General features: G+C 67.8%; 16 protein-coding genes. 5 read left to right on the top strand and 11 right to left on the bottom strand.

Features of this window, described 5'->3' with window-relative positions; genetic code table 11:
• Window positions 1-13: 13 nt before the first annotated feature.
• A complete protein-coding gene (locus tag HDA45_RS16020) occupies window positions 14-1,279 on the bottom strand; it encodes a C39 family peptidase (protein WP_184896090.1) in 1,266 nt (421 codons plus the stop codon).
• 259 nt (window positions 1,280-1,538) lie between these two features.
• Window positions 1,539-3,260, bottom strand: a complete 1,722-nt coding sequence (locus tag HDA45_RS16015; RefSeq protein WP_184896088.1) for a TIGR03767 family metallophosphoesterase — start codon at window positions 3,258-3,260, stop codon at window positions 1,539-1,541.
• A 172-nt stretch (window positions 3,261-3,432) separates the two neighbouring features.
• Here HDA45_RS16015 and HDA45_RS16010 point away from each other — a divergent pair, with 172 nt between their 5' ends.
• Window positions 3,433-3,867 (top strand): hypothetical protein, encoded by a 435-nt coding sequence (locus tag HDA45_RS16010; RefSeq protein WP_184896086.1) that lies wholly within the window; start codon window positions 3,433-3,435, stop codon window positions 3,865-3,867.
• Window positions 3,868-4,168: 301 nt separating this feature from the next.
• Here HDA45_RS16010 and HDA45_RS16005 read toward each other — a convergent pair whose 3' ends face one another.
• Entirely contained in the window at window positions 4,169-4,768 is a 600-nt protein-coding gene (locus HDA45_RS16005; RefSeq protein ID WP_184896085.1) for a TetR/AcrR family transcriptional regulator C-terminal domain-containing protein, read from the bottom strand.
• 57 nt (window positions 4,769-4,825) lie between these two features.
• Here HDA45_RS16005 and HDA45_RS16000 point away from each other — a divergent pair, with 57 nt between their 5' ends.
• Window positions 4,826-5,281 carry a hypothetical protein gene (locus tag HDA45_RS16000; RefSeq protein WP_184896083.1) on the top strand — a complete coding sequence of 152 codons (456 nt, stop codon included), beginning with the start codon at window positions 4,826-4,828 and terminating at the stop codon, window positions 5,279-5,281.
• Here HDA45_RS16000 and HDA45_RS15995 read toward each other — a convergent pair.
• Together HDA45_RS15995 and HDA45_RS15990 are read right to left on the bottom strand one after the other, a co-directional pair.
• The gene (locus HDA45_RS15995; protein WP_184896081.1) at window positions 5,250-6,512 is read right to left on the bottom strand and encodes an extracellular solute-binding protein; all 1,263 of its coding nucleotides are present in this window, start codon (window positions 6,510-6,512) and stop codon (window positions 5,250-5,252) included. The two genes, HDA45_RS16000 and HDA45_RS15995, sit on opposite strands and share 32 nt — an antisense overlap.
• Before the next feature lie 89 nt (window positions 6,513-6,601).
• Window positions 6,602-8,239, bottom strand: coding sequence for a long-chain fatty acid--CoA ligase (locus tag HDA45_RS15990; RefSeq protein ID WP_184896079.1), 1,638 nt, complete (start codon window positions 8,237-8,239; stop codon window positions 6,602-6,604).
• A gap of 450 nt (window positions 8,240-8,689) precedes the next feature.
• On the opposite strand from HDA45_RS15990, the gene mihF reads away from it, so the two are divergent.
• Window positions 8,690-9,001, top strand: a complete 312-nt coding sequence (mihF, locus tag HDA45_RS15985) for an integration host factor, actinobacterial type (RefSeq protein ID WP_005155963.1) — start codon at window positions 8,690-8,692, stop codon at window positions 8,999-9,001.
• A gap of 107 nt (window positions 9,002-9,108) precedes the next feature.
• Window positions 9,109-10,257 carry an isochorismate synthase gene (locus HDA45_RS15980; protein ID WP_184896077.1) on the top strand — a complete coding sequence of 383 codons (1,149 nt, stop codon included), beginning with the start codon at window positions 9,109-9,111 and terminating at the stop codon, window positions 10,255-10,257.
• A gap of 386 nt (window positions 10,258-10,643) precedes the next feature.
• Here the strand turns inward: HDA45_RS15980 and HDA45_RS15975 are convergent, their stop codons facing one another.
• Window positions 10,644-11,333: a 4'-phosphopantetheinyl transferase superfamily protein gene (locus tag HDA45_RS15975; RefSeq protein ID WP_184896075.1), complete on the bottom strand. Its 690-nt coding sequence runs from the start codon at window positions 11,331-11,333 to the stop codon at window positions 10,644-10,646.
• The gene (locus HDA45_RS15970) at window positions 11,330-12,670 is read right to left on the bottom strand and encodes a cation:dicarboxylate symporter family transporter (protein WP_184896073.1); all 1,341 of its coding nucleotides are present in this window, start codon (window positions 12,668-12,670) and stop codon (window positions 11,330-11,332) included. The genes HDA45_RS15975 and HDA45_RS15970 overlap by 4 nt, the downstream gene beginning before the upstream one ends.
• A 126-nt stretch (window positions 12,671-12,796) precedes the next feature.
• Between HDA45_RS15970 and HDA45_RS15965 the strand changes: the two genes are divergently transcribed.
• Window positions 12,797-13,966: an acyl-CoA dehydrogenase family protein gene (locus HDA45_RS15965; RefSeq protein WP_184896071.1), complete on the top strand. Its 1,170-nt coding sequence runs from the start codon at window positions 12,797-12,799 to the stop codon at window positions 13,964-13,966.
• 55 nt (window positions 13,967-14,021) lie between these two features.
• Here the strand turns inward: HDA45_RS15965 and HDA45_RS15960 are convergent, their stop codons facing one another.
• From HDA45_RS15960 to HDA45_RS15945, 4 genes are read right to left on the bottom strand one after another with little or no spacing between them, the layout of a single operon-like run.
• On the bottom strand, window positions 14,022-14,348 hold the full coding sequence (locus HDA45_RS15960; RefSeq protein WP_184896069.1) for a hypothetical protein: 327 nt from the start codon (window positions 14,346-14,348) through the stop codon (window positions 14,022-14,024).
• A 58-nt stretch (window positions 14,349-14,406) separates the two neighbouring features.
• On the bottom strand, window positions 14,407-15,048 hold the full coding sequence (locus tag HDA45_RS15955; protein WP_221471136.1) for a TetR/AcrR family transcriptional regulator: 642 nt from the start codon (window positions 15,046-15,048) through the stop codon (window positions 14,407-14,409).
• Window positions 15,039-16,583: an AMP-binding protein gene (locus tag HDA45_RS15950; RefSeq protein WP_184896067.1), complete on the bottom strand. Its 1,545-nt coding sequence runs from the start codon at window positions 16,581-16,583 to the stop codon at window positions 15,039-15,041. Before HDA45_RS15950 ends, HDA45_RS15955 begins: the two co-directional genes overlap by 10 nt.
• Window positions 16,580-17,323 carry an enoyl-CoA hydratase/isomerase family protein gene (locus tag HDA45_RS15945; RefSeq protein WP_184896065.1) on the bottom strand — a complete coding sequence of 248 codons (744 nt, stop codon included), beginning with the start codon at window positions 17,321-17,323 and terminating at the stop codon, window positions 16,580-16,582. The genes HDA45_RS15950 and HDA45_RS15945 overlap by 4 nt, the downstream gene beginning before the upstream one ends.
• Between the last annotated feature and the right edge of the window lie 22 nt (window positions 17,324-17,345).

Genomic DNA, 17,345 nt, shown 5'->3' with positions numbered 1-17,345 from the left:
GTGCGGTATCGGTTCAGTGCCCGGGCGTGATGATGTACACGACCCCGCCGGGGCCGCTGGAGACCCCGCCCGTGGTGTTGTACCGCTTGGTGCGCTGCCAGATCGTCTCGAACTGGTGTCGCTTGTAGACATTTCGGACGCGGTCGTTGCTGCTCGCGGCCGGATCGTTCGCGATCACGTCGCCGTCCTTCGTGAAGCCGACGACGACCATGATGTGGCCGGCGGTGCCGTAGCCCGCGCCGTCGAGTTCCTCGGCCTTGAACGATTGTGAAGTGATCACCGGAATGCCGCGCGCGATGTAGCTTTCGAGTTCGGTCAAGGAGTGCAAACGGGTGATGTGCCCACGCAGTCCGAGTGAAGCGGCGTACGCGGTGTTGAACGGCCAGTTGCCGGTTCCGTCGTAGGCGTAGTCGAACGTGTACCGCGCGGCGTACGCGACTGTCGGATCGACGTAACCCTCCGGGATCCACGCCATGTCCTCGCGCTTGGGCCGTTTGCCCCAGTACTCGGCCACCATTTCGGTGGACGTCGGGCTGCACCAGTTCTCACCGCCGCCGCCGTACTCGGGGAAGTGTCCTTTGTGGAGGTTCTGGGCGTAGGCGGGCACTTTCAGCTCGATCCCGGTGGCCCGGCCCGGCTTGGTCGCCTTGACCTCGAACCGGTCCGGGACCAGCGACGTCATCGCGCCGATCGAGGTCACCGAGGGTGTGGCGCGGGAACCGGCCTCGCGGTACAGGCTGACCCGCAGCTGGAACGACCGGAGCGCGACGCCCGCCTTCATGACCAGCGTGTCGACGTCGACGGCGGCGTTGGCGTCGCTCTGGCCGTCGACGCTGGTGCGCTTGATGTCGGCGTCACCGCTGGCCCACCGCCCCATGACGTACCAGGTGGTCTCGGCGCCGGACGCTGTGCGGCCCTTCGCCTCGACCTCGATCCAGGTCTTGGACGGTGTCTTCGCGTTCCATGAGGCGATCAGCTGCGAGGCGTCGAAGCCCTGCTTGTGACTTCGCGACGTCCATCGGCCGTATTCGTAGGTTTTCGTGGTGCCGAGCGTGGGTTCGGTGTGTTCGACGGTGCCGATCGGGCGGTCGATTCGCAACGCCCCGTGGTCGAGGTCGAGCCCTTCCATCCTGCCGTCGCGGAAACCGTGGTGGCCGGACCATTCGTGGTAGTCGATCGCTTCGTCGTCCGGCCGTCCCGGGCTCGCCTCCGCCGTCTGTGCCGTCACCGCGGTCATCGTCGCGATCGTCAGCAGCGTGACCAGCCCTCGTATCCGCATCCCGGCTCCATCCCTCGGATCCACCCAGTAGGAGAGGGATTTTCGCCGGTTGTGCGAGGTATGTAAACAGTTGTCTGCAAGACGGCCCGAGTCTGTGTCGCTTTCGCGACCAGCCCGCCGTGTTCCGCCTCCAATCACGCGAGTTCGCCGTCTGATCACGCGAGTCGCGTCGTTCGGCCGTGTGCGGCTACGCGTGACTCGCGTGATCAGACGGACGACACGCGTGATTGGAGGCGGAACTCGCGTGATCGGGCGGCGATCAGGCGAGCGGGTTCGGCAGCAGCAGTTCCGTGTTCTGGTCCTGGGCGGTGCCGACGGCGGCGAGCGAAGCGTGGATGTCGTTGTACGAGAACTCCCGATACAGCGACGCAAGCGCTTGCGTCGAGGTGTCCGAGTACTCCGCCTCGTACGGCGCTTCGGCCTCGATCAGGGTGGTGAAAAGCGAGAGCGTGCCGTCGGCGTTGTCCGCGACCTCGATGATCCGCGCGTGCTGCGGGAAGTCGATGTGCGACGCGGTGTTGATCTCCCAGAAGCCCTGCTTCGCCGTCTTGCCGGGGTGCGGGGTGATCTTGTTGTGGTGCGTGTGCCCGTTCACCCACGCCAGCACGTTCGGGAACCGGTTCAGCAGCGAGACGAACGTGTCGCCGTTGAGCCGCAACTCCAGCGGATGCCGCGCGTCCGGCAGCACGTTGCCCATGGTGTCGCTGGTGTGGTGGCTGAACAGGATGAACAGCTCGTCCGTCACGTTCTGGGTGACCTTGCGCCCGAAGAAGTCGTAGTACGTCGAACTGTTGCGCTTGAGCGTGTTCTCCACCCAGGTGAACTGTCCGAGCCCGATCGAGCCGTCGGCCAGTCCGGCCATCGTCGTGGTGTCGAGGCTGAGGCCGACGACGCCCGGCGCGATGCGGAAGGTGTAGTACACGTTCCGCCCGTCGGCGTTGTTCCCGCTGAACCCGTGGCCGACCGGGCCGGGGCCGGTGTTGGCGGTGTCGAGGTGGTGCCGGACGAATTCCGCGGTGCTGAACGGCCGACGCCGTTCGTCCGGGGTGATCTCGCGGATCGTTCCCGAACCGCCGAACAGTTCCGTGACCGGGACGCCGGAGCCGGCGCCGATCGCCTTGGCGAGTTTCCGCGACGTCGTCTCGTCCTTGCCGATCACCTTGAAGCGGCCGGTGTACCAGGCGTCCATCCCCGGCAGATCCGGCAGCGTGCCGACGATGCTGTCGTCGTGGTTGCCGAAGGTGCAGAACCACGGGATGTCGAGACCGGGTGAGGTGAAGGTGCTCGAAGCCGCGCCGAGCAGGCCGGGCAGCTGCGGGAAGCCCTTCTTCGTGTAGGCGTCGTCCAGCGTCTTGCCGGGGTTCCAGTAGTGCGAAGACCCGGACGTCTGGACGCCTTCGTGCGCGTTCGGATCGCCCGACGTCGGGTTCACCGTGCCGCCGTTGAGCACCTTGAGGAACCACTCGAGCTCGATCAGCTCGTGGTTGTCGGTGTTGTCGCCGGTGGTGACCATGAAGTCGATCGCCCGTCCGGTGAACGGGCCCGATTTCAGGCTGTTCACCCGCTCCACCAGCGCCGTCGTCGCGACCGGGCCGAGCGTTTCCTGCGGCCGGTGCGCCGAGCCGATGAACGGGTGCAGATACTCGAACCGCGCCGGGCTCTCGGCGTCGGTGAAGTGCAGGTCGGTGAACTGCGCGAACGAGGCCATCGCGCGGCGCCTGTCGTCGCGGCCGGACTTCGGTGCGGCGAGATCACCCCGGACCACGAGCGGCCAGCCGGGCCCGGCGGTCAGTCGCGTGTAGCCGGGGCCGCTCTTGAGCGGAGCCGCGGCCGAGTCCAGTGTGGTGCCCGCTGTCCGCACCGCGCGGGTCGCGGTGCGCGCGAGCGCCCTGTCGAGTGCGTTGGCCGTCGGGGTGCACAGCAGCAGGCCGACGCCGGCGGCGCCCGCCGCGGTGAAGGTACGCCTTGAGATGTCGGACATGGCGGTGCCCCTACTCGTCGCGGGTGGGTGTCGCGGAAGGACGATGCCGGACGACGTTAGCCGTGGGGTGAACACCAGAAAAGGGTAATGCGAAAATTTGTCACGTTCGGCCGAATGCTTTCGTCGGCGTGGTGGTTAAGCTGGTCGTTCGGCTGGTGAGGAGGTGGCCCCGGTGGGTGCTTCGGCTTGGTCTGTCCGCGGCCGGTTCGACGGAGATCCGGAAGCGGCGCTGGACGCGATGAAGGCGCGCGTCTTCGAGGAGGGTGACTACCTCTGGGAAGAGGACGAACTCGGCCGTCCGGATTCGATCGAGGAGCTCTACGAGATCGAGAGCGTCCAGGAGTCCGGAACCCATTCCGTCCTCGACGTCCATGAGTTCATCAGCGCCACGGGTGAGGACGACTTCGGCACGATCCGGCCGTTGACCGACGCCGAACTCGCCGCCGCCTTCGGTACCGAGGAGCCGTCCGTCTCCGGCTTCGACGAACTCGACAAGGCCGGACAGCTGCCGTACGGGCGCCGCCCGCGCTGGAGCGCGAACTGCGCGCTGCTCTACGAAAACGACGTCGCCGTCGAGCTGGCGATCTGGGGCGTCTCGGGCGACTAGGGCCGGGCTGTTGTGAGGTAAAGGTGTCGGGTCCGGTCGCTCATCGCGTCGGCTTTCGCGACATCGGGGTGGCGTGGGTGGCGGTCCGGCTAGAGCGGACCTGTTTTTGCTCACCTACGCCTGACCTGCACGAGGACGGCGGGTTGCGTGAGTGTCGGAGTTGACGGTGGAGGATTTGGGACGTTCAACGTCCCGAATCTTCCCCGCTCGACCACACCGGCACCCGGCACGCGAGGCCACGCGGTCGGTGTCCCGGGGCAAGCGTCGCGTGGGCCGCCACCACGATGCCCACCTTCGGCGACTAGAGCCGGGCTTCGAGCCCGTCGAGGATGACCTCGACGCCCAACTCGAAGACGTCCTTCCCGGTTTGACGGCCGAAAGCCGCGCCGAGCCTGCTCACGTGCGGATAGGCCGCGAGCCGCTCGAGGAATCCTTCGTCCGGCTTCCGTGCGGGCAGGGTTTCCACCGAGGCGAGTACGTGTGCCGTGAGCAGCCGCGAAATACCCGCCGTGTCCTCTTCGGAAAAACCCGCCTCCAGCAGGATCCGCGCTGTCGTCTCGATGTGGCCCAGCCGGTGCGGTCCGGTCGGCGGCCGTTCCCGAAGGAGCGCGGCCGCGTCCCGGTGGCTCAGCAGGAGGGTCCTGAACTGGCGGAGCCCGCTTGCGAGCCGCTCGCGCCAGGACAGCTCCTCGTCGATCTCGAAGGCGTCGGCACAGATCGCTTCGGCGACCAGGTCCAGCAGCTCCGCTTTGTCCTTCACGTGCCAGTAGAGCGTCGGCGAGCTGACGCCGAGTTTCGCCGCCAGGCGCCGGGTGCTCAGCTCCGCGAGACCGGCTTCGTCGAGCAGGTCGACGGCCGCGGCGGTGATCTTGGCGAGGTCCAGCGAGCCTTTGCGTGCCACCCGCGGACTCTATCAGTGATAGATTTGTCTCTATCACTGATAGAGACGGGGGAAGTGATGCTCTGGACACCGAAGATCCGCCTGGTCACGGTGCTGTGCTCGATCGTTTTCGTGGCGGGAACGGCGCTGCAGAACTACGTCATCATCGATCTGGACCTGATCGAGGCGAGCATGCGCCTCAAGGGCGCGGAAACCGGCGACGCGCCCGCCTACCTCAGCGCGTTGCGGCTGGTGGGGAACGTCTTCATCGTCGGCAACGCGTTGGGACTGCTGGTGTGGTTCCGCTGGCGTTGGCTGTTCTGGCCGGTGCTCGCGGTCAACGTCGGCCAGGCGTTCGGCGTGTACGTCGTGCCTTTCGAGGTGCACCGGGCCGCGATCGACGAACACGGCTGGCCGGGGGTGCTTCCGTCCCTGGTCACCGACGGCGGCGCGGTGATCCTGTCGATCGTGTTGATCGTCGCCTACGTCCGCTCGCGCCGCCTCACGCGGACAGGCGACCCAGTTCCGCTTTGACCGCTTCGATCGCCGCCTTGGTCTCGGCGACCGGATCGGCACCGTCGCGGGCGATCTTGCCCAGCGCGTCGACGAGCGCGGTGTTCGCCGTCGGGGTCCACAGTGGACCGGCGGCGCGGCCGTTCTCCCGGACGAGCTTCGCGGCGTCGGTCCCCGCGGCGGCCTTGTCGAGCACGCTCAGCCGCGCGGGCAGGTGGGAGCCGAACTTGGTGGCGAACTCCTGCTGGAAGTCGGTGCGCTCCAGCCACAGCCATTTGACGAAATCCTTGGCGGCGTTGGGATTCAGGCTCTTGGAGTGCACCATCGCGCTCAACCCGCTGACCGGGACGGACGGCGCGCCCGCCGCGTCGAGCCGGGGGAAGGCCAAGATACCGAAGTCGTCCTTCATGGTGTCCTGGATCTTCGGCAGGTTCCCCAGCCAGGTCCATTGCATGGCCGTGAGCCCGTCGATGAACGGGATCGGGTCGGCCCAGTCCGTCGAAGCGCCCAGCAGCAGCGAACCGTTGAGGTCGTGGAGTTTCGCGAACGCCGTCGCGGCGCGGGGATCGTCGAAGCCGACGGTTTTGCCGTCCTTGAGGTAGTCGAGTCCGGCGGCCCACAGCAGCGGCCCGGCGAGTGCCGCCGCACCCGCGTCGTTGCCGGCGAACAGTCCTTTGACGCCGTCCTTGGAGAGTTTCCTGGCCGCTTCGACGAGTTCGTCGAGCGTCTGCGGCGGCTGAACTCCGGCCTCCTGCAGGAAACTCTTGCGGTAGAAGAGAACCTGCGTGTCGAGTGCCTGCGGGATGCCGTAGAGCTTGCCGTCGACGGTCTGCGCCGCGAGTACGGACTGGTTGAAGTCGTTGCGCACGGGCCCGATGACGTCGTCGAGCGGCGCGAGGAGGTTCTGCCGGACGCGGTCGACGGTGACGTGGCCCTCGAAGACGTCCGGAACCGGGCCCGCCTGAAGCGCGGCGTTCAGTTTCGTTTCGTAGTCGTCGGGATTCCACTGCACCGCGACCTTGGACCTCTGGTACGCGGCCGCGTACCGCGTGACGGCTTCCTGGACACCGGCTTCGGGATACGGGTGGTACCACTGCGCGAGGTCCACCGGCTTCGGTTTCGGCCTGGTCGCCCCGGCGGAGTACGCCGTCGACGGTGGGGGCTTTCCTGATTGGACGGTGTTCGACCCGCAGGCAGAGAGCGCCGCCGTCCCCGCCAACGCGAGGAACGCGCGCCTGCTTGTCTTACGCACCAACAAACCCTTCCGTGAAGGTCGCCTTGGTGGACAGCGTCCCTCAAGATGGCCTTCACGGAAGGGCAGGCGCGCGGGAGATTAACCCGTTAGAGCTGGCTGATGTCGAGTTTGCCTTCGGAGTGGAACGCCCGCAGCCGCTTCTTGTCGAACTTGCCGACACTGGTCTTGGGGACTTCGTCCACAAAGGTCCAGTTCTCCGGGAGCTGCCACTTCGCGACCTTGTCGGACAGGAACTCGCGCAGTTCCTCGGCCGTGACGCTCTGGCCTTCCTTGAGCACGACGGCAACCAGCGGGCGCTCGTCCCACTTCTCGTCGGGGATGCCGACCACGGCCGCCTCGGCCACCGCGGGATGCGCCATCACCTGGTTTTCCAGGTCGACCGAGGAGATCCACTCGCCGCCGGACTTGATGACGTCCTTCGCGCGGTCGGTCAGCGTGAGATAGCCGTCCGGGCTGATCTTGCCGACGTCGCCGGTGCGCAGCCAGCCGTCGTGGAACTTCTCCGGGTCGGGCTCGTCACCGGTGGTGCCGCTGTAGTACGACGCCGCGATCCACGGGCCCTGCACTTCGAGCTCGCCGACGCTTTCGTTGTCCCACGGCAGTTCCTCGCCGTTGTCGCCGATCAGCCGGGCGCTGACGGACGCGGGGAACCGGCCTTGGGTGTAGCGGTACTCCCACGCCTTCTCGCCGGTGGCGGCGGCGGGCGGACGCGCGACGCTGCCCAGCGGCGACGTCTCGGTCATGCCCCAGGCGTGCAGGATCGGCACGTTGTAGCGGTCCTCGAACGCGTGCATCAGCGACGGCGGCGCGGCCGAGCCGCCGACGACGACCTCACGCAGATGCGAGATGTCCTGCGGGTTCGCGTCGAGGTGCGACAGCAGACCCTGCCAGATCGTCGGGACGGCGCCGGCGAAGGTCGGCTTCTCGGCGTCGAGCATCTGGGCGATCGGGGCGGGCTGGAGGAAGCGATCCGGCATCAGCAGCGACGCGCCGACCATCAGCGCCGCGTACGGCATGCCCCAGGCCATCGCGTGGAACATCGGGACGATCGCGAGGGCCTTGTCGTGCTGCGCCAGCCGCATGCTGTCGGTCATGGTGACCTGCATCGAGTGCAGCCAGATCGACCGGTGGGAGTACGCGACGCCCTTCGGGTCACCCGTGGTGCCCGAGGTGTAACACATCGCGGCGGCCGAACGCTCGTCCACCTCGGGCCAGTCGAAGGTGTCCGGCTGGCCGGCCAGCAGCTCGTCGTAGGAGTGCACCTGGACGCCGTCCGGCGCCGGGAGGGTGGAGGCGTCGCCGTTGGCCACGATGACGTGACGGACGGTCTTCAGCTCGGGGAGCTGCTTGGCCAGCAGCGGGACCAGCGTTCCGTCGACGATGACGACCTGGTCCTCGGCGTGGTTCGCGACGAAGACGAGCTGCTCGGGGAAGAGCCGGATGTTCAGCGTGTGCAGCACCGCGCCCATGGCGGGGATCGCCAGATACGCGGCCATGTGCTCGGCGTTGTTCCACATGAAGGTGCCGACGCGCTGGTCGCCGGTGACGCCCAGGCTCCGGAGGGCGTTCGCCAGGCGCGCGGCGTGTTTGCCGAGCTCACCGTAGGTCTCACGACGGGCTTCTGAACCGGTCCAGGTGATCACCTCGCTCTCGGAGTGCACCGTCGTGCCGTGGCGGAGCAGCCTGCCCAGTGACAGCTGTCCGTCCTGCATCGTGCTCAACATCGCGTACTCCCGTGGTGCTCGTTCTCCGGTGAACTGGGGTGGGGCCGACTCTAATGCGGGTGGGGTGAACTGGTCAGTAACATCGCAGGCAACCGTTCGGTCACAGTGTCGCGCTAACGGGTGTTCGCCGCTTCGGGTCAAGATCATCAATAATTCGTATTTTTCTTACCGTGAAACGAAAAATGGCTAACAGTGCGAAGTCGCGGCATCGCTCATAAGGGTGATGAACGCCATCGAATCGCCGCCCGAAAGGCGTGTTTCCGCAGGCTGGGGCGGGTTGCCCATGGCGTGGTCGAGGGGTAATAAGTGCGTGTCGGTTTCACGGCCGAGGAACGGGTGGCGTTTACTGGAGCCGTGGTACAGAGACGGCTGGCCAGCGCTTGCTCTCGCAAGCATGGGTAAAGGCCGTCGGCCGCGAAAGCGGAGACCTGAGATGAAAGGACTACTACGTTGGCTCTGCCCACGTTGACTCCGGAGCAGCGCGCCGATGCCCTCGCCAAGGCGGCTGAGGCTCGCAAGGCGCGCTCCGAGCTGCTTGCGTCGATCAAGTCCGGCAAGGAGAGCATCGACAAGGTGCTCAAGCAGGCCAAGGAGAACAAGACCATCGGCAAGACGAAGGTCACGCAGCTGCTGAAGGCCGTGCCCGGCCTGGGCGCGGTCAAGGTCGCCGCCCTGCTGGAGCAGGCCGGGATCGACCCTGACCGGCGTGCAGCCGGCCTGGGCGAGCGGCAGCGCGAGGCCCTCCTCGAGGCGCTGAAGTAACGCTTCCGCCCAGGTCACGGGCTGTCCAGGGGAAGGTGCTGCCTGAGAGGCTGTTGCCCGGGCAACACTTTCCCCTGGTCTCAGCCGGAGCCTGGGACGCTGGTGGGGTGACGACCAGTACCGCACCGGCGACCCCGGCAGACCTGGCCGCCCGCTACGAGCGGGGCGACTTCCTCCTGGCCACGGCGCGGCACGCGCTCCTCGCGAGCGGGGCCGCGGCCACCGTGACCGACACCGATCCGGCGCGGCTGTCCCGGGCACTCCCCGGGCTGTTCACCGGTACGGGCGCTCCGGTCGCGGTCGGCGTGCTGCCCTTCGACACCAGCGAGGGCACGTCGAAGCCTGGTCATCTGGTCTTGCCCCGTGCCGTGCACCGCGCGTCGTCCGACCGCGGGGCCGTGCCGCCGCGCACCGCGCTCCCGCAGCCGGTCAAGGTCACGCCCGCGCCCGAACCGGAGGCGCATCTGGCCGCCGTCCGCGCGGCCGTCTCGGCGCTGAGCGACCGGGACCTGCGCAAGGTCGTCCTGGCGCGCGCGCTCGATCTCGACTTCTCCGAGGCCGTCCCCGTCGCCGACGTCGTCCGGAACCTGGCGAACGGCAACCCCCGGCACACGACCTACGCCGCGCAGCTGCCCGGCGGGCGCACGCTGGTGGGCGCCACTCCCGAACTCCTCCTGTCCCGCACCGGTGGCGCCGTGCTGTCCCGGCCGCATGCCGGGTCGATGCCCCGTTCGGCGGACCCGGCGATCGACAGGGCCAACGGTGAGGCGCTCCTGGCGTCCGAAAAGGACCACCTCGAACACGCCGTGGTGGTGGAGTCCGTCGTCGAGATCCTGCGGCCCTTCTGCCGGACGCTCGACGTCCGCGGCCCCGAACTCGTCTCGACGCCGGCGATCTGGCACCTCTCGACCACCGTCACCGGCGAGCTGATCGACCAGGACGTCACCGCGCTGGACCTCGCCGCCGCGCTGCATCCGACCCCCGCCGTCTGCGGCACGCCGACCGCCGCCGCGCGCTCACTGGTGGGGGAACTCGAACCGTTCGACCGCGCGTACTACGCGGGCGCCGTCGGCTGGGTCGACGCGGCCGGGGACGGCGAATGGGCCGTCGGGATCCGGTGCGCGGAGATCGCCGACACCTCCATGCGGCTGTACGCCGGGGGCGGCATCGTGCCCGCTTCCGACCCCCAGACCGAACTCGACGAGACCTCGGCGAAGTTCCGCACCCTGCTGGCCGCCATGGGGCTCGAGATCTGACGCGTTTCGTCCTCTGGATGCGGTCCTTGCGCGTGCAACTACCGCATCCAGAGGACGAAACGCGCCGGGGGCCGACCGGCCAAGTCTCGTCAGCGGTAGGGACGGTTAGAGCCAACCGGGTCTTAGGTACCTACTGGGTTCTGGCTGCGGTTGGTCGTGAGTGGGGGACCGTCAACGTGCACCAGGGTGCCGCGCCGTAGTCGGTTAAGGGGGTCGTAAGCGGTAGGGGACGGTTGGAACGCGACTTACCACTCACGACCACCTGGCTGTGGTACCCCGCCTTGGGGTGAAGGTCCCTTTCCCCTCGTCAGACGCCGCGAAAGGGCCCTTCGCCGCGTCGCATGCGGCGAAGGGCCCCTTCAGCCCACGCCGCGTGCCGCGAGGGGTCAGAGGGTCACGAAGTCTTCGGTCACCGCGATCTCGTCCGACGTCAGCAGCGCGACGGCGGCCCGGTAGCCCTCGGCCGCCTTCAGGTCGGCGAGCCGGGTTCGTTCCGGGTCGAGGGCGGGGTGGCTCGAGCGGGCCAGTCGCGCCTGCTCGTCGTACCCGGAGAACGTGATGCTCTGCAGCGGGATCTTGAGGCCCTTCCCGGTCGCCTTCATGACGGCTTCCTTGCGCGTCCAGTACGTGAAGAACGCCGTCGCGCGCTGGTCGTCGGACAGACCGGAGATCGCGGCCTGCTCCGTCGGGGTCAGCGCGTACTCCATGAGCGAGTCTTCGGCCCGCCTGGTGGCCGTCTCGACGTCGAGGCCGACCGGCGTCCCCGCGGTGGCCGCGACGCCGATGAGGTCGCCGGAATGCGAGATCGACAGCATCAGCGGCGCGCCGGGCACCCGGGGGCGTCCGTGCGGTTTGCCGCAGTCATCGCAGGTCGCGTCGAACGTCACGTCCTCGACGGCGAGGCCGAGGCGTTCGGCCGTGACGGTTTTCGCCAGCACTCGGCCGGTCAGGAACCGGCGTTTGTCGATGTCCTGACGGTAGTTGTCGTACCGGCCTTGCTCGAGTTCGTCGAGCAGGGTCAGGAACCGGGGTTCAGCGGGCAGGGGCTCCGACCAGCGGACCGCACATTCGATCACGTCTTCTTTTTACCCGATTCCACACCGTCATCACCCGAATGTTCGTCGAGCAGCGTCGCTTCGTCGAACGGCGACCGACCGTCCAGCGTGCGGTCCAGCTGCTCGCGGTCGATCTCCTTGGTCCAGGTGCCGATCAGCACGGTCGCGACGGCGTTGCCCGCGAAGTTCGTCAGCGCGCGGGCCTCGGACATGAACCGGTCGATGCCGACGATGAACCCGACGCCGTCCACCAGCTCCGGACGGTGCGACGACAGCCCGCCCGCCAGCGTCGCGAGCCCCGCGCCGGTGACCCCGGCGGCGCCCTTCGACGCGATGATCATGAACACCAGCAACGAGATCTGCTCGCCGATGGTCAGCGGTTTGTCGAGCGCGTCCGCGATGAAGATGGACGCCATCGTCAGGTAGATCGCGGTGCCGTCGAGGTTGAACGAGTACCCGGTCGGCACGGTGATGCCGACCACGGATTTGGAGACCCCGGCGTGCTCCATCTTCGCGATCAGCCGCGGCAGCGCCGATTCCGAAGACGACGTCGACAGGATCAGCAGGAACTCGCGGCCGAGGTATTTCAGCAGCTTGAAGATGTTGACCTTGGCCAGCAGGCCGATGATCAGCCCGAGCACCACGAACACGAACAGCGCGCAGGTGATGTAGAAGCCGAGCATGATCACCGCGAGGCTCTGCAGCGCCTTCCAGCCGGTCTCGCCGACGACGGCGGCGATCGCGCCGAACGCGCCGACCGGGGCCGCCCACATGATCATCGCCAGGATCCGGAACACGAGCCGCTGGATGTGCTCGATGCCGCGGCGGATCGGCTCGCCCTTCGTGCCGAGCTTCTGCAGCGCGAACCCGGCGAGCAGCGCGACCAGCAGCGTCTGCAGCACCTCGCCTTCGGTGAACGCCGAGACCAGCGTCTTCGGGATGATCCCGAGCAGGAACTCGACGGTGCCCTCGCTCTTGGCGATCTGGCCCTGGCCCTTTTCGGCGATCTCGGGGGTCAGGTGCAGCCCGGTGCCGGGCTGGAGGATGTTGCCCACGACCAGGCCGATGACCAGCGCGACCGTCGACATCACCAGGAAGTAGCCGATCGCGAGCCCGCCGACGCGGCCGACCTTCGCCGCCTTCGCCACGGAGCCCACGCCGAGCACGATCGTGCAGAAGATGATCGGCGAGATCATCATCTTGATCAGGTTCACGAACCCGGTCCCGAGCGGCTTCAGTTCCTTGCCGAGCTGGGGGAACAGGATGCCGACCGCGATGCCGAGCGCCACCGCCACGATGACGGCGATGTAGAGGTAATGGGTCCGGTCCCGCTTCGTCGCGGGTGCCTGCGTGCTCATGGGTGCCCTTCGACAAGACGGGGACAGGTTGCGAAAACTTATGACAACTTCTCGGCGAACGACAACCGAAGCGGTACGCTGAGCTAAGCGAGCGCTTAGTCAATGCCGAACAGGAGCGGGCTGACCATGGATTTCTCTCTGAGCGTCGAGGAACGCGAGGTGCGCGACTGGGTCCGCACGTTCGTCCAGCGCGACCTGATGCCGCGTGAGCAGGAGGTGCTGCGCCGCGAACGCGCCGGCCAGCCCGGCCTGACCTCCGACGAGCTGCGCGAACTGCAGCTGAAGGCGAAGGAGTCCGGCTTCTGGGGTGTGCAGACGCCCGAGGAGTACGGCGGCATGGGCCTGTCCGCGGTGATGACCGCGTTGCTGGAGGCCGAACTCGGCCGCACGTTCGTGCCGTTCCGCTTCGGCGGCGCCGCGGACAACATCCTGTACTACGCCAACGACGAGCAGAAGGAGCGCTACCTGCTCCCGACGATCTCGGGCGAGCGCAAGTCCTGCTTCGCGATCACCGAACCCGGCGCGGGCTCGGACGCCAAGGCCATCCGGACGTCCGCCCGCAAGGACGGCACCGACTGGGTCATCAACGGCGAGAAGACCTTCATCACCGGCGGCAACGAGGCCGACTTCGTGATGGTGTTCGCGATCACCGACCCCGAGAAGGGCGCGAACGGCGGCGTCACCTGCTTCCTCGTCGACCGCGACGCGGGCTGGAAGTCCGAATACATCGACACGATGGGCGAATGGGGTCCGGCGGCGCTCGTCTTCGAGGACGTCCGCGTGCCGGAGACCCAGATCCTGGGTGAGCTCGGCCACGGTTTCGACCTGGCCATGCAGTGGATCGGCGCCGGCCGCTACCTGCTTCCCGCCCGCGCGATCGGTTCCTGTGAGCGGCTGATCTCGATGGCCATCGAGCACGCCAACACCCGCGAGACGTTCGGGCAGAAGATCGCCGAACGCCAGGCCATCCAGTGGATGATCGCGGACTCCGGCACCGAGCTCGAGGCGCTGCGCTGGCTGGTGCTGCACGCCGCCTGGCAGGTGGACCAGAAGGTGGACTCGCGGCACGCGCAGTCGATGGCGAAGCTGTACGGCGGGGTGAAGGCGAACGAGATCGTCGACCGCGTCCTGCAGATCCACGGCGGGATGGGCTACACGCGGGAACTGCCGGTCGAGCGGTGGTACCGCGAACTGCGGCTGCTGCGGATCTACGAGGGCACCGACGAGATCCAGCGCCGGACCATCGCGCGCAACCTGCTCAAGGGGCACGTCAAGGTCGGCGGCACCCTCGGCTAGCACAGACGACGAAGGGGCCTTTCCCAGCGGAAAGGCCCCTTCATCACTTCGGGCTCTAGTCTTCCTTCTGGCCCCGCATCGCGATCGGGACCCCGGCCAGGTCCTCCTCGTTGCAGAGAAGCTTCACGTCGTAATACGGCGAACCCTGGCGGTCGTCATAGTCGAGATGGACGGCCAGCACATCGACCGGTTCCCCGAGCCACTCCTGAGCCTGGCGTAGCCATGTCGCGCACCGTTCGAGGGCCGTGGGCAGGTCGTCGTCGCGGAATCCCACCGGGCGGTAGGGGACGTCCTGCACCTGATCACGGGGGTTCGAAGGCACCGGCAACGCCGGCGAGAGACCCGAGTCGTCCAGTTCGAGTTGGATCGTTTGCTCAGTCACCCTTCGAGCGTCCCCCAGAGAAGCCGTCTGAGCAAGGCGTATGAGCCTAAAGTCGCCGCTAAACGGGCACTCGCCACACTCCCGAGACCACTTCACGGCAGTTTTGCAAGGCCGTGACATCCAGATGACGTGCACAGGCGAGTGCCCGCAGCGCCAGTTCCGCGTAATGCGCGGCCAGTTGATCCAGGGTGAGCGGCCCCGACGGCGAATACCAGCGCGCGACCCCGCTGCACATCTCCACCAGTGCGAGCCTGGTGACCGAAGGCTGATCCGTGTGGAAGACGCCGGCCGCGACACCGTCTTCGATGGCGTCCGCCCACAGTCTTTCGTAGGCGTCGCGCAGCGCCACCACTTCGGCCCTGGCGCCGGGGGTGAGCGCGTGCACCTCGTTGTCCACCACGCGGGTGTCGTCCGGCTGGATGGCGTGCGCGAGGACGTGCAGCGCCACCAGGGATCCGAGCCGCGACACGGGATCGGCGAGCCCGGCTGTCGCCTGCTCGGCCGCGTCGAGCAGGCGCCGCAGCGACTCGTTCATGATGGCGACCAGCAGGTCCTCTTTGGTGCCCATGTAGTGGTACAGGCTGGCCGACGACAGCTCCGCCTCCTGGGCGAGGTCCCGGATGCCGGTGCCGTGGAAACCCTTGGTGGCGAACAGTTTCACCGCGGCCTGGCGAACTCTGTCACGCGTGTTCACAGCCATGTTCCGGTGGTCCTGTCCCACGAACCGGCGCGGAGGTCTTCCGCCTTCTTCAGCTCGCCCTTGGCGACCCGTTCCGACGGCGTCATCGGCAGTTCCTTCGCGAACGCCCAGAACCGGGGAACCTTGAAGTAGGCCAGTTTCGCCGAGCAGAACTCCGCCAGTTCGGCCGGTTCGCACTGGTGTCCCTCGTTTTCGTCGAGGACCAGATACGCCTTGACCTCCTCGCCGCGGAGTTCGTCCGGCACCGCGATGACGGCGGCGAGCGCGACGGCCGGATGCAGCTGCAGCGCCCGCTCGACCTCGTCGGCGGAGATGTTCTCGCCGCTGCGGCGGATCATGTCCTTGGTGCGGCCCACGTAGTACACGCGGCCCTCGTCGTCCATTGTGGCCAGATCGCCGGTGTGGAACCAGCCGCCGTCGAACGCGCGCCTGGTCGCTTCGACGTCTTCGTGGTAGCCGTGCATCAGGCCGACCCCGCGGATCAGCAGCTCGCCGGTTTCCCCGCGCGGCAGGGGTTTGCCGTCGGCGTCCGCGATCACCACTTCGCGCGTCGGGGCGGGCCTGCCGAGGCAGCCGGTGCCGACGGTCTCCTCGTGATCCGCCGGGTACATCCGGATGTCGCCGCCGGTTTCGGTCATGCCGAAGGCCTCGTACCAGGGCGTTTCCCAGCGCGCTTCGAGCGCGGCGTGCAGGTCTCGCGGGATGGCCGACGCGCAGATCGCGCGGACCTGATGTGCCTTGTCCAGTTCGCTTTCCGGCTGGCGAAGCAGGAGCGTGGGCATCAAGCCGAGGCAATAGAACCACGTGACGCCGTGTTCGCGGACCTTCTCCCAGAACGTGGACGGATGGAAGCGGTCGAGCACCACCAACGTCGCGCCGCCCGCGAGCCCCAGTGCGACGTTCCACTGTGGATCGATGTAGTGGAACGGTTGCGCTGTCAGGATGACGTCGTCCGCGCCGACCATGGGGAACTCCGTGGCCAGGCTGATCGCCAAGGTCGTCCAATACCGGTTCGGCAGAACGCAGCCCTTCGGCGCGCCCGTGGTGCCGGAGGTGTACTGGATGTTGACCGGGCGTTCGCCCTCGCTCGCGAAGCTCGTTTCGCCGCCGGAACCGGTGAGCTCTCCGGGCGTCAGCACTCGCTTCAGCGAAGTCTCGGGCGCGATCTTGTTCAGCAATTCCAGGAATTCTTCGGCCGCGACGGCGAATTCGGCGCCGGAATGCCGGAGCACGTGGGCGCCGTCGAATTCGCGATAGCCGGTGTTGACCGGGACGAGTACCCCGCCGATCTTGGCCAAGGCCAGCCACAACAACGGGAATTCGGGCTGGTTGCGCAGCATCACCGCGACCCTGTCGCCCGGCTTCACGCCGAGGTCCAGCAGCGCGTGGGCGAACTCCGTGCTGCGCGCGTCGACCTCGGCGAACGAGAAGCTCTCGCCGGTGGAGTCGAAGATCCACGCCGTCTTGTCCGGCCAGAGCCCGGCGGCCCGGCTGGTCAGCCCGAGGAGGGTGTCGATCCCGGCGAGCGAGGTCATGTCCGGCTCCGGAACGCTTCGGCCGACGCGAGGACGGCGGCGGAGTGTTCGGTGATCAGCGCGTGGCTGACCTCGAGTTCGAGCGCGGCGTCGAGTGAGCTGTCGATGCCGGAATCGAGGGCGCGTTTGGCCATCGTGGCCGCGGCGGCCGGATGGGCGGCGATCCTGGCCGCCCAGTCGAGCGCGGTGTCCATCAGGTCGTCGGCGGGCAGGGCGGCGTTGACCAGGCCGAGTTCGTGCGCCTTGGCGCCGCTCACGCGTTCGCCCAGCAGCAGGAGCTCCTTGGCCTTGAGCGGGCCGACCAGCAGCGGCAGCAGCCGCGACGCCGCACCCGTGACGCTCAGCCCCAGCGAGACCTCGGGGAAGGCGAACACCGCGTCTTCGGCGGCGAGGATCAGGTCGCAGCCCATCGCGAACTCGGCTCCCGCGCCGATCGCGTACCCGTGGACGGCGGCGATGACGGGCTGGCGGAGCCCGCGCAGCCGGCGGGTGACGTCCTGTAGCCGGTCGAGTCGCGGGCGTGAATCCCCCTCAGGGGTGGGCTCCTTGAGATCGTGACCCGCGCAGAACGCGCGCCCCCGGCCGGCGAGCACGACCGCCCGCGCGTCCGACTTCGCGGCCGCGTCGAGGGCTTCCAGCAGGTCGTCGACCAGTTCGGCGACCACCGCGTTCAGGCGTTCGGGGCGGTTCAGCCAGATCACGCAGATGCCGTCGTCGAGTGCGTAGTCCACGGTGCTCATGACGTCGAGCCTAGACGACCGA

Origin of the sequence: Amycolatopsis umgeniensis (assembly GCF_014205155.1) — a bacterium.
Lineage (GTDB): Bacteria > Actinomycetota > Actinomycetes > Mycobacteriales > Pseudonocardiaceae > Amycolatopsis > Amycolatopsis umgeniensis.
The sequence above is the reverse complement of the archived record's forward strand: the minus strand, read 5'-3'. Positions and strand labels throughout refer to the sequence as shown.

Bases quoted from the DNA above. Each gene is read 5' to 3' on its own strand.
- HDA45_RS16020 (WP_184896090.1), bottom strand. From the start codon at position 1,279: ATGCGGATACGAGGGCTGGTCACGCTGCTGACGATCGCGACGATGACC.
- HDA45_RS16015 (WP_184896088.1), bottom strand. From the start codon at position 3,260: ATGTCCGACATCTCAAGGCGTACCTTCACCGCGGCGGGCGCCGCCGGC.
- HDA45_RS16000 (WP_184896083.1), top strand. From the start codon at position 4,826: ATGCTCTGGACACCGAAGATCCGCCTGGTCACGGTGCTGTGCTCGATC.
- HDA45_RS15990 (WP_184896079.1), bottom strand. From the start codon at position 8,239: ATGTTGAGCACGATGCAGGACGGACAGCTGTCACTGGGCAGGCTGCTC.
- HDA45_RS15970 (WP_184896073.1), bottom strand. From the start codon at position 12,670: ATGAGCACGCAGGCACCCGCGACGAAGCGGGACCGGACCCATTACCTC.
- HDA45_RS15965 (WP_184896071.1), top strand. From the start codon at position 12,797: ATGGATTTCTCTCTGAGCGTCGAGGAACGCGAGGTGCGCGACTGGGTC.
- HDA45_RS15955 (WP_221471136.1), bottom strand. From the start codon at position 15,048: ATGGCTGTGAACACGCGTGACAGAGTTCGCCAGGCCGCGGTGAAACTG.
- HDA45_RS15950 (WP_184896067.1), bottom strand. From the start codon at position 16,583: ATGACCTCGCTCGCCGGGATCGACACCCTCCTCGGGCTGACCAGCCGG.
- HDA45_RS15945 (WP_184896065.1), bottom strand. From the start codon at position 17,323: ATGAGCACCGTGGACTACGCACTCGACGACGGCATCTGCGTGATCTGG.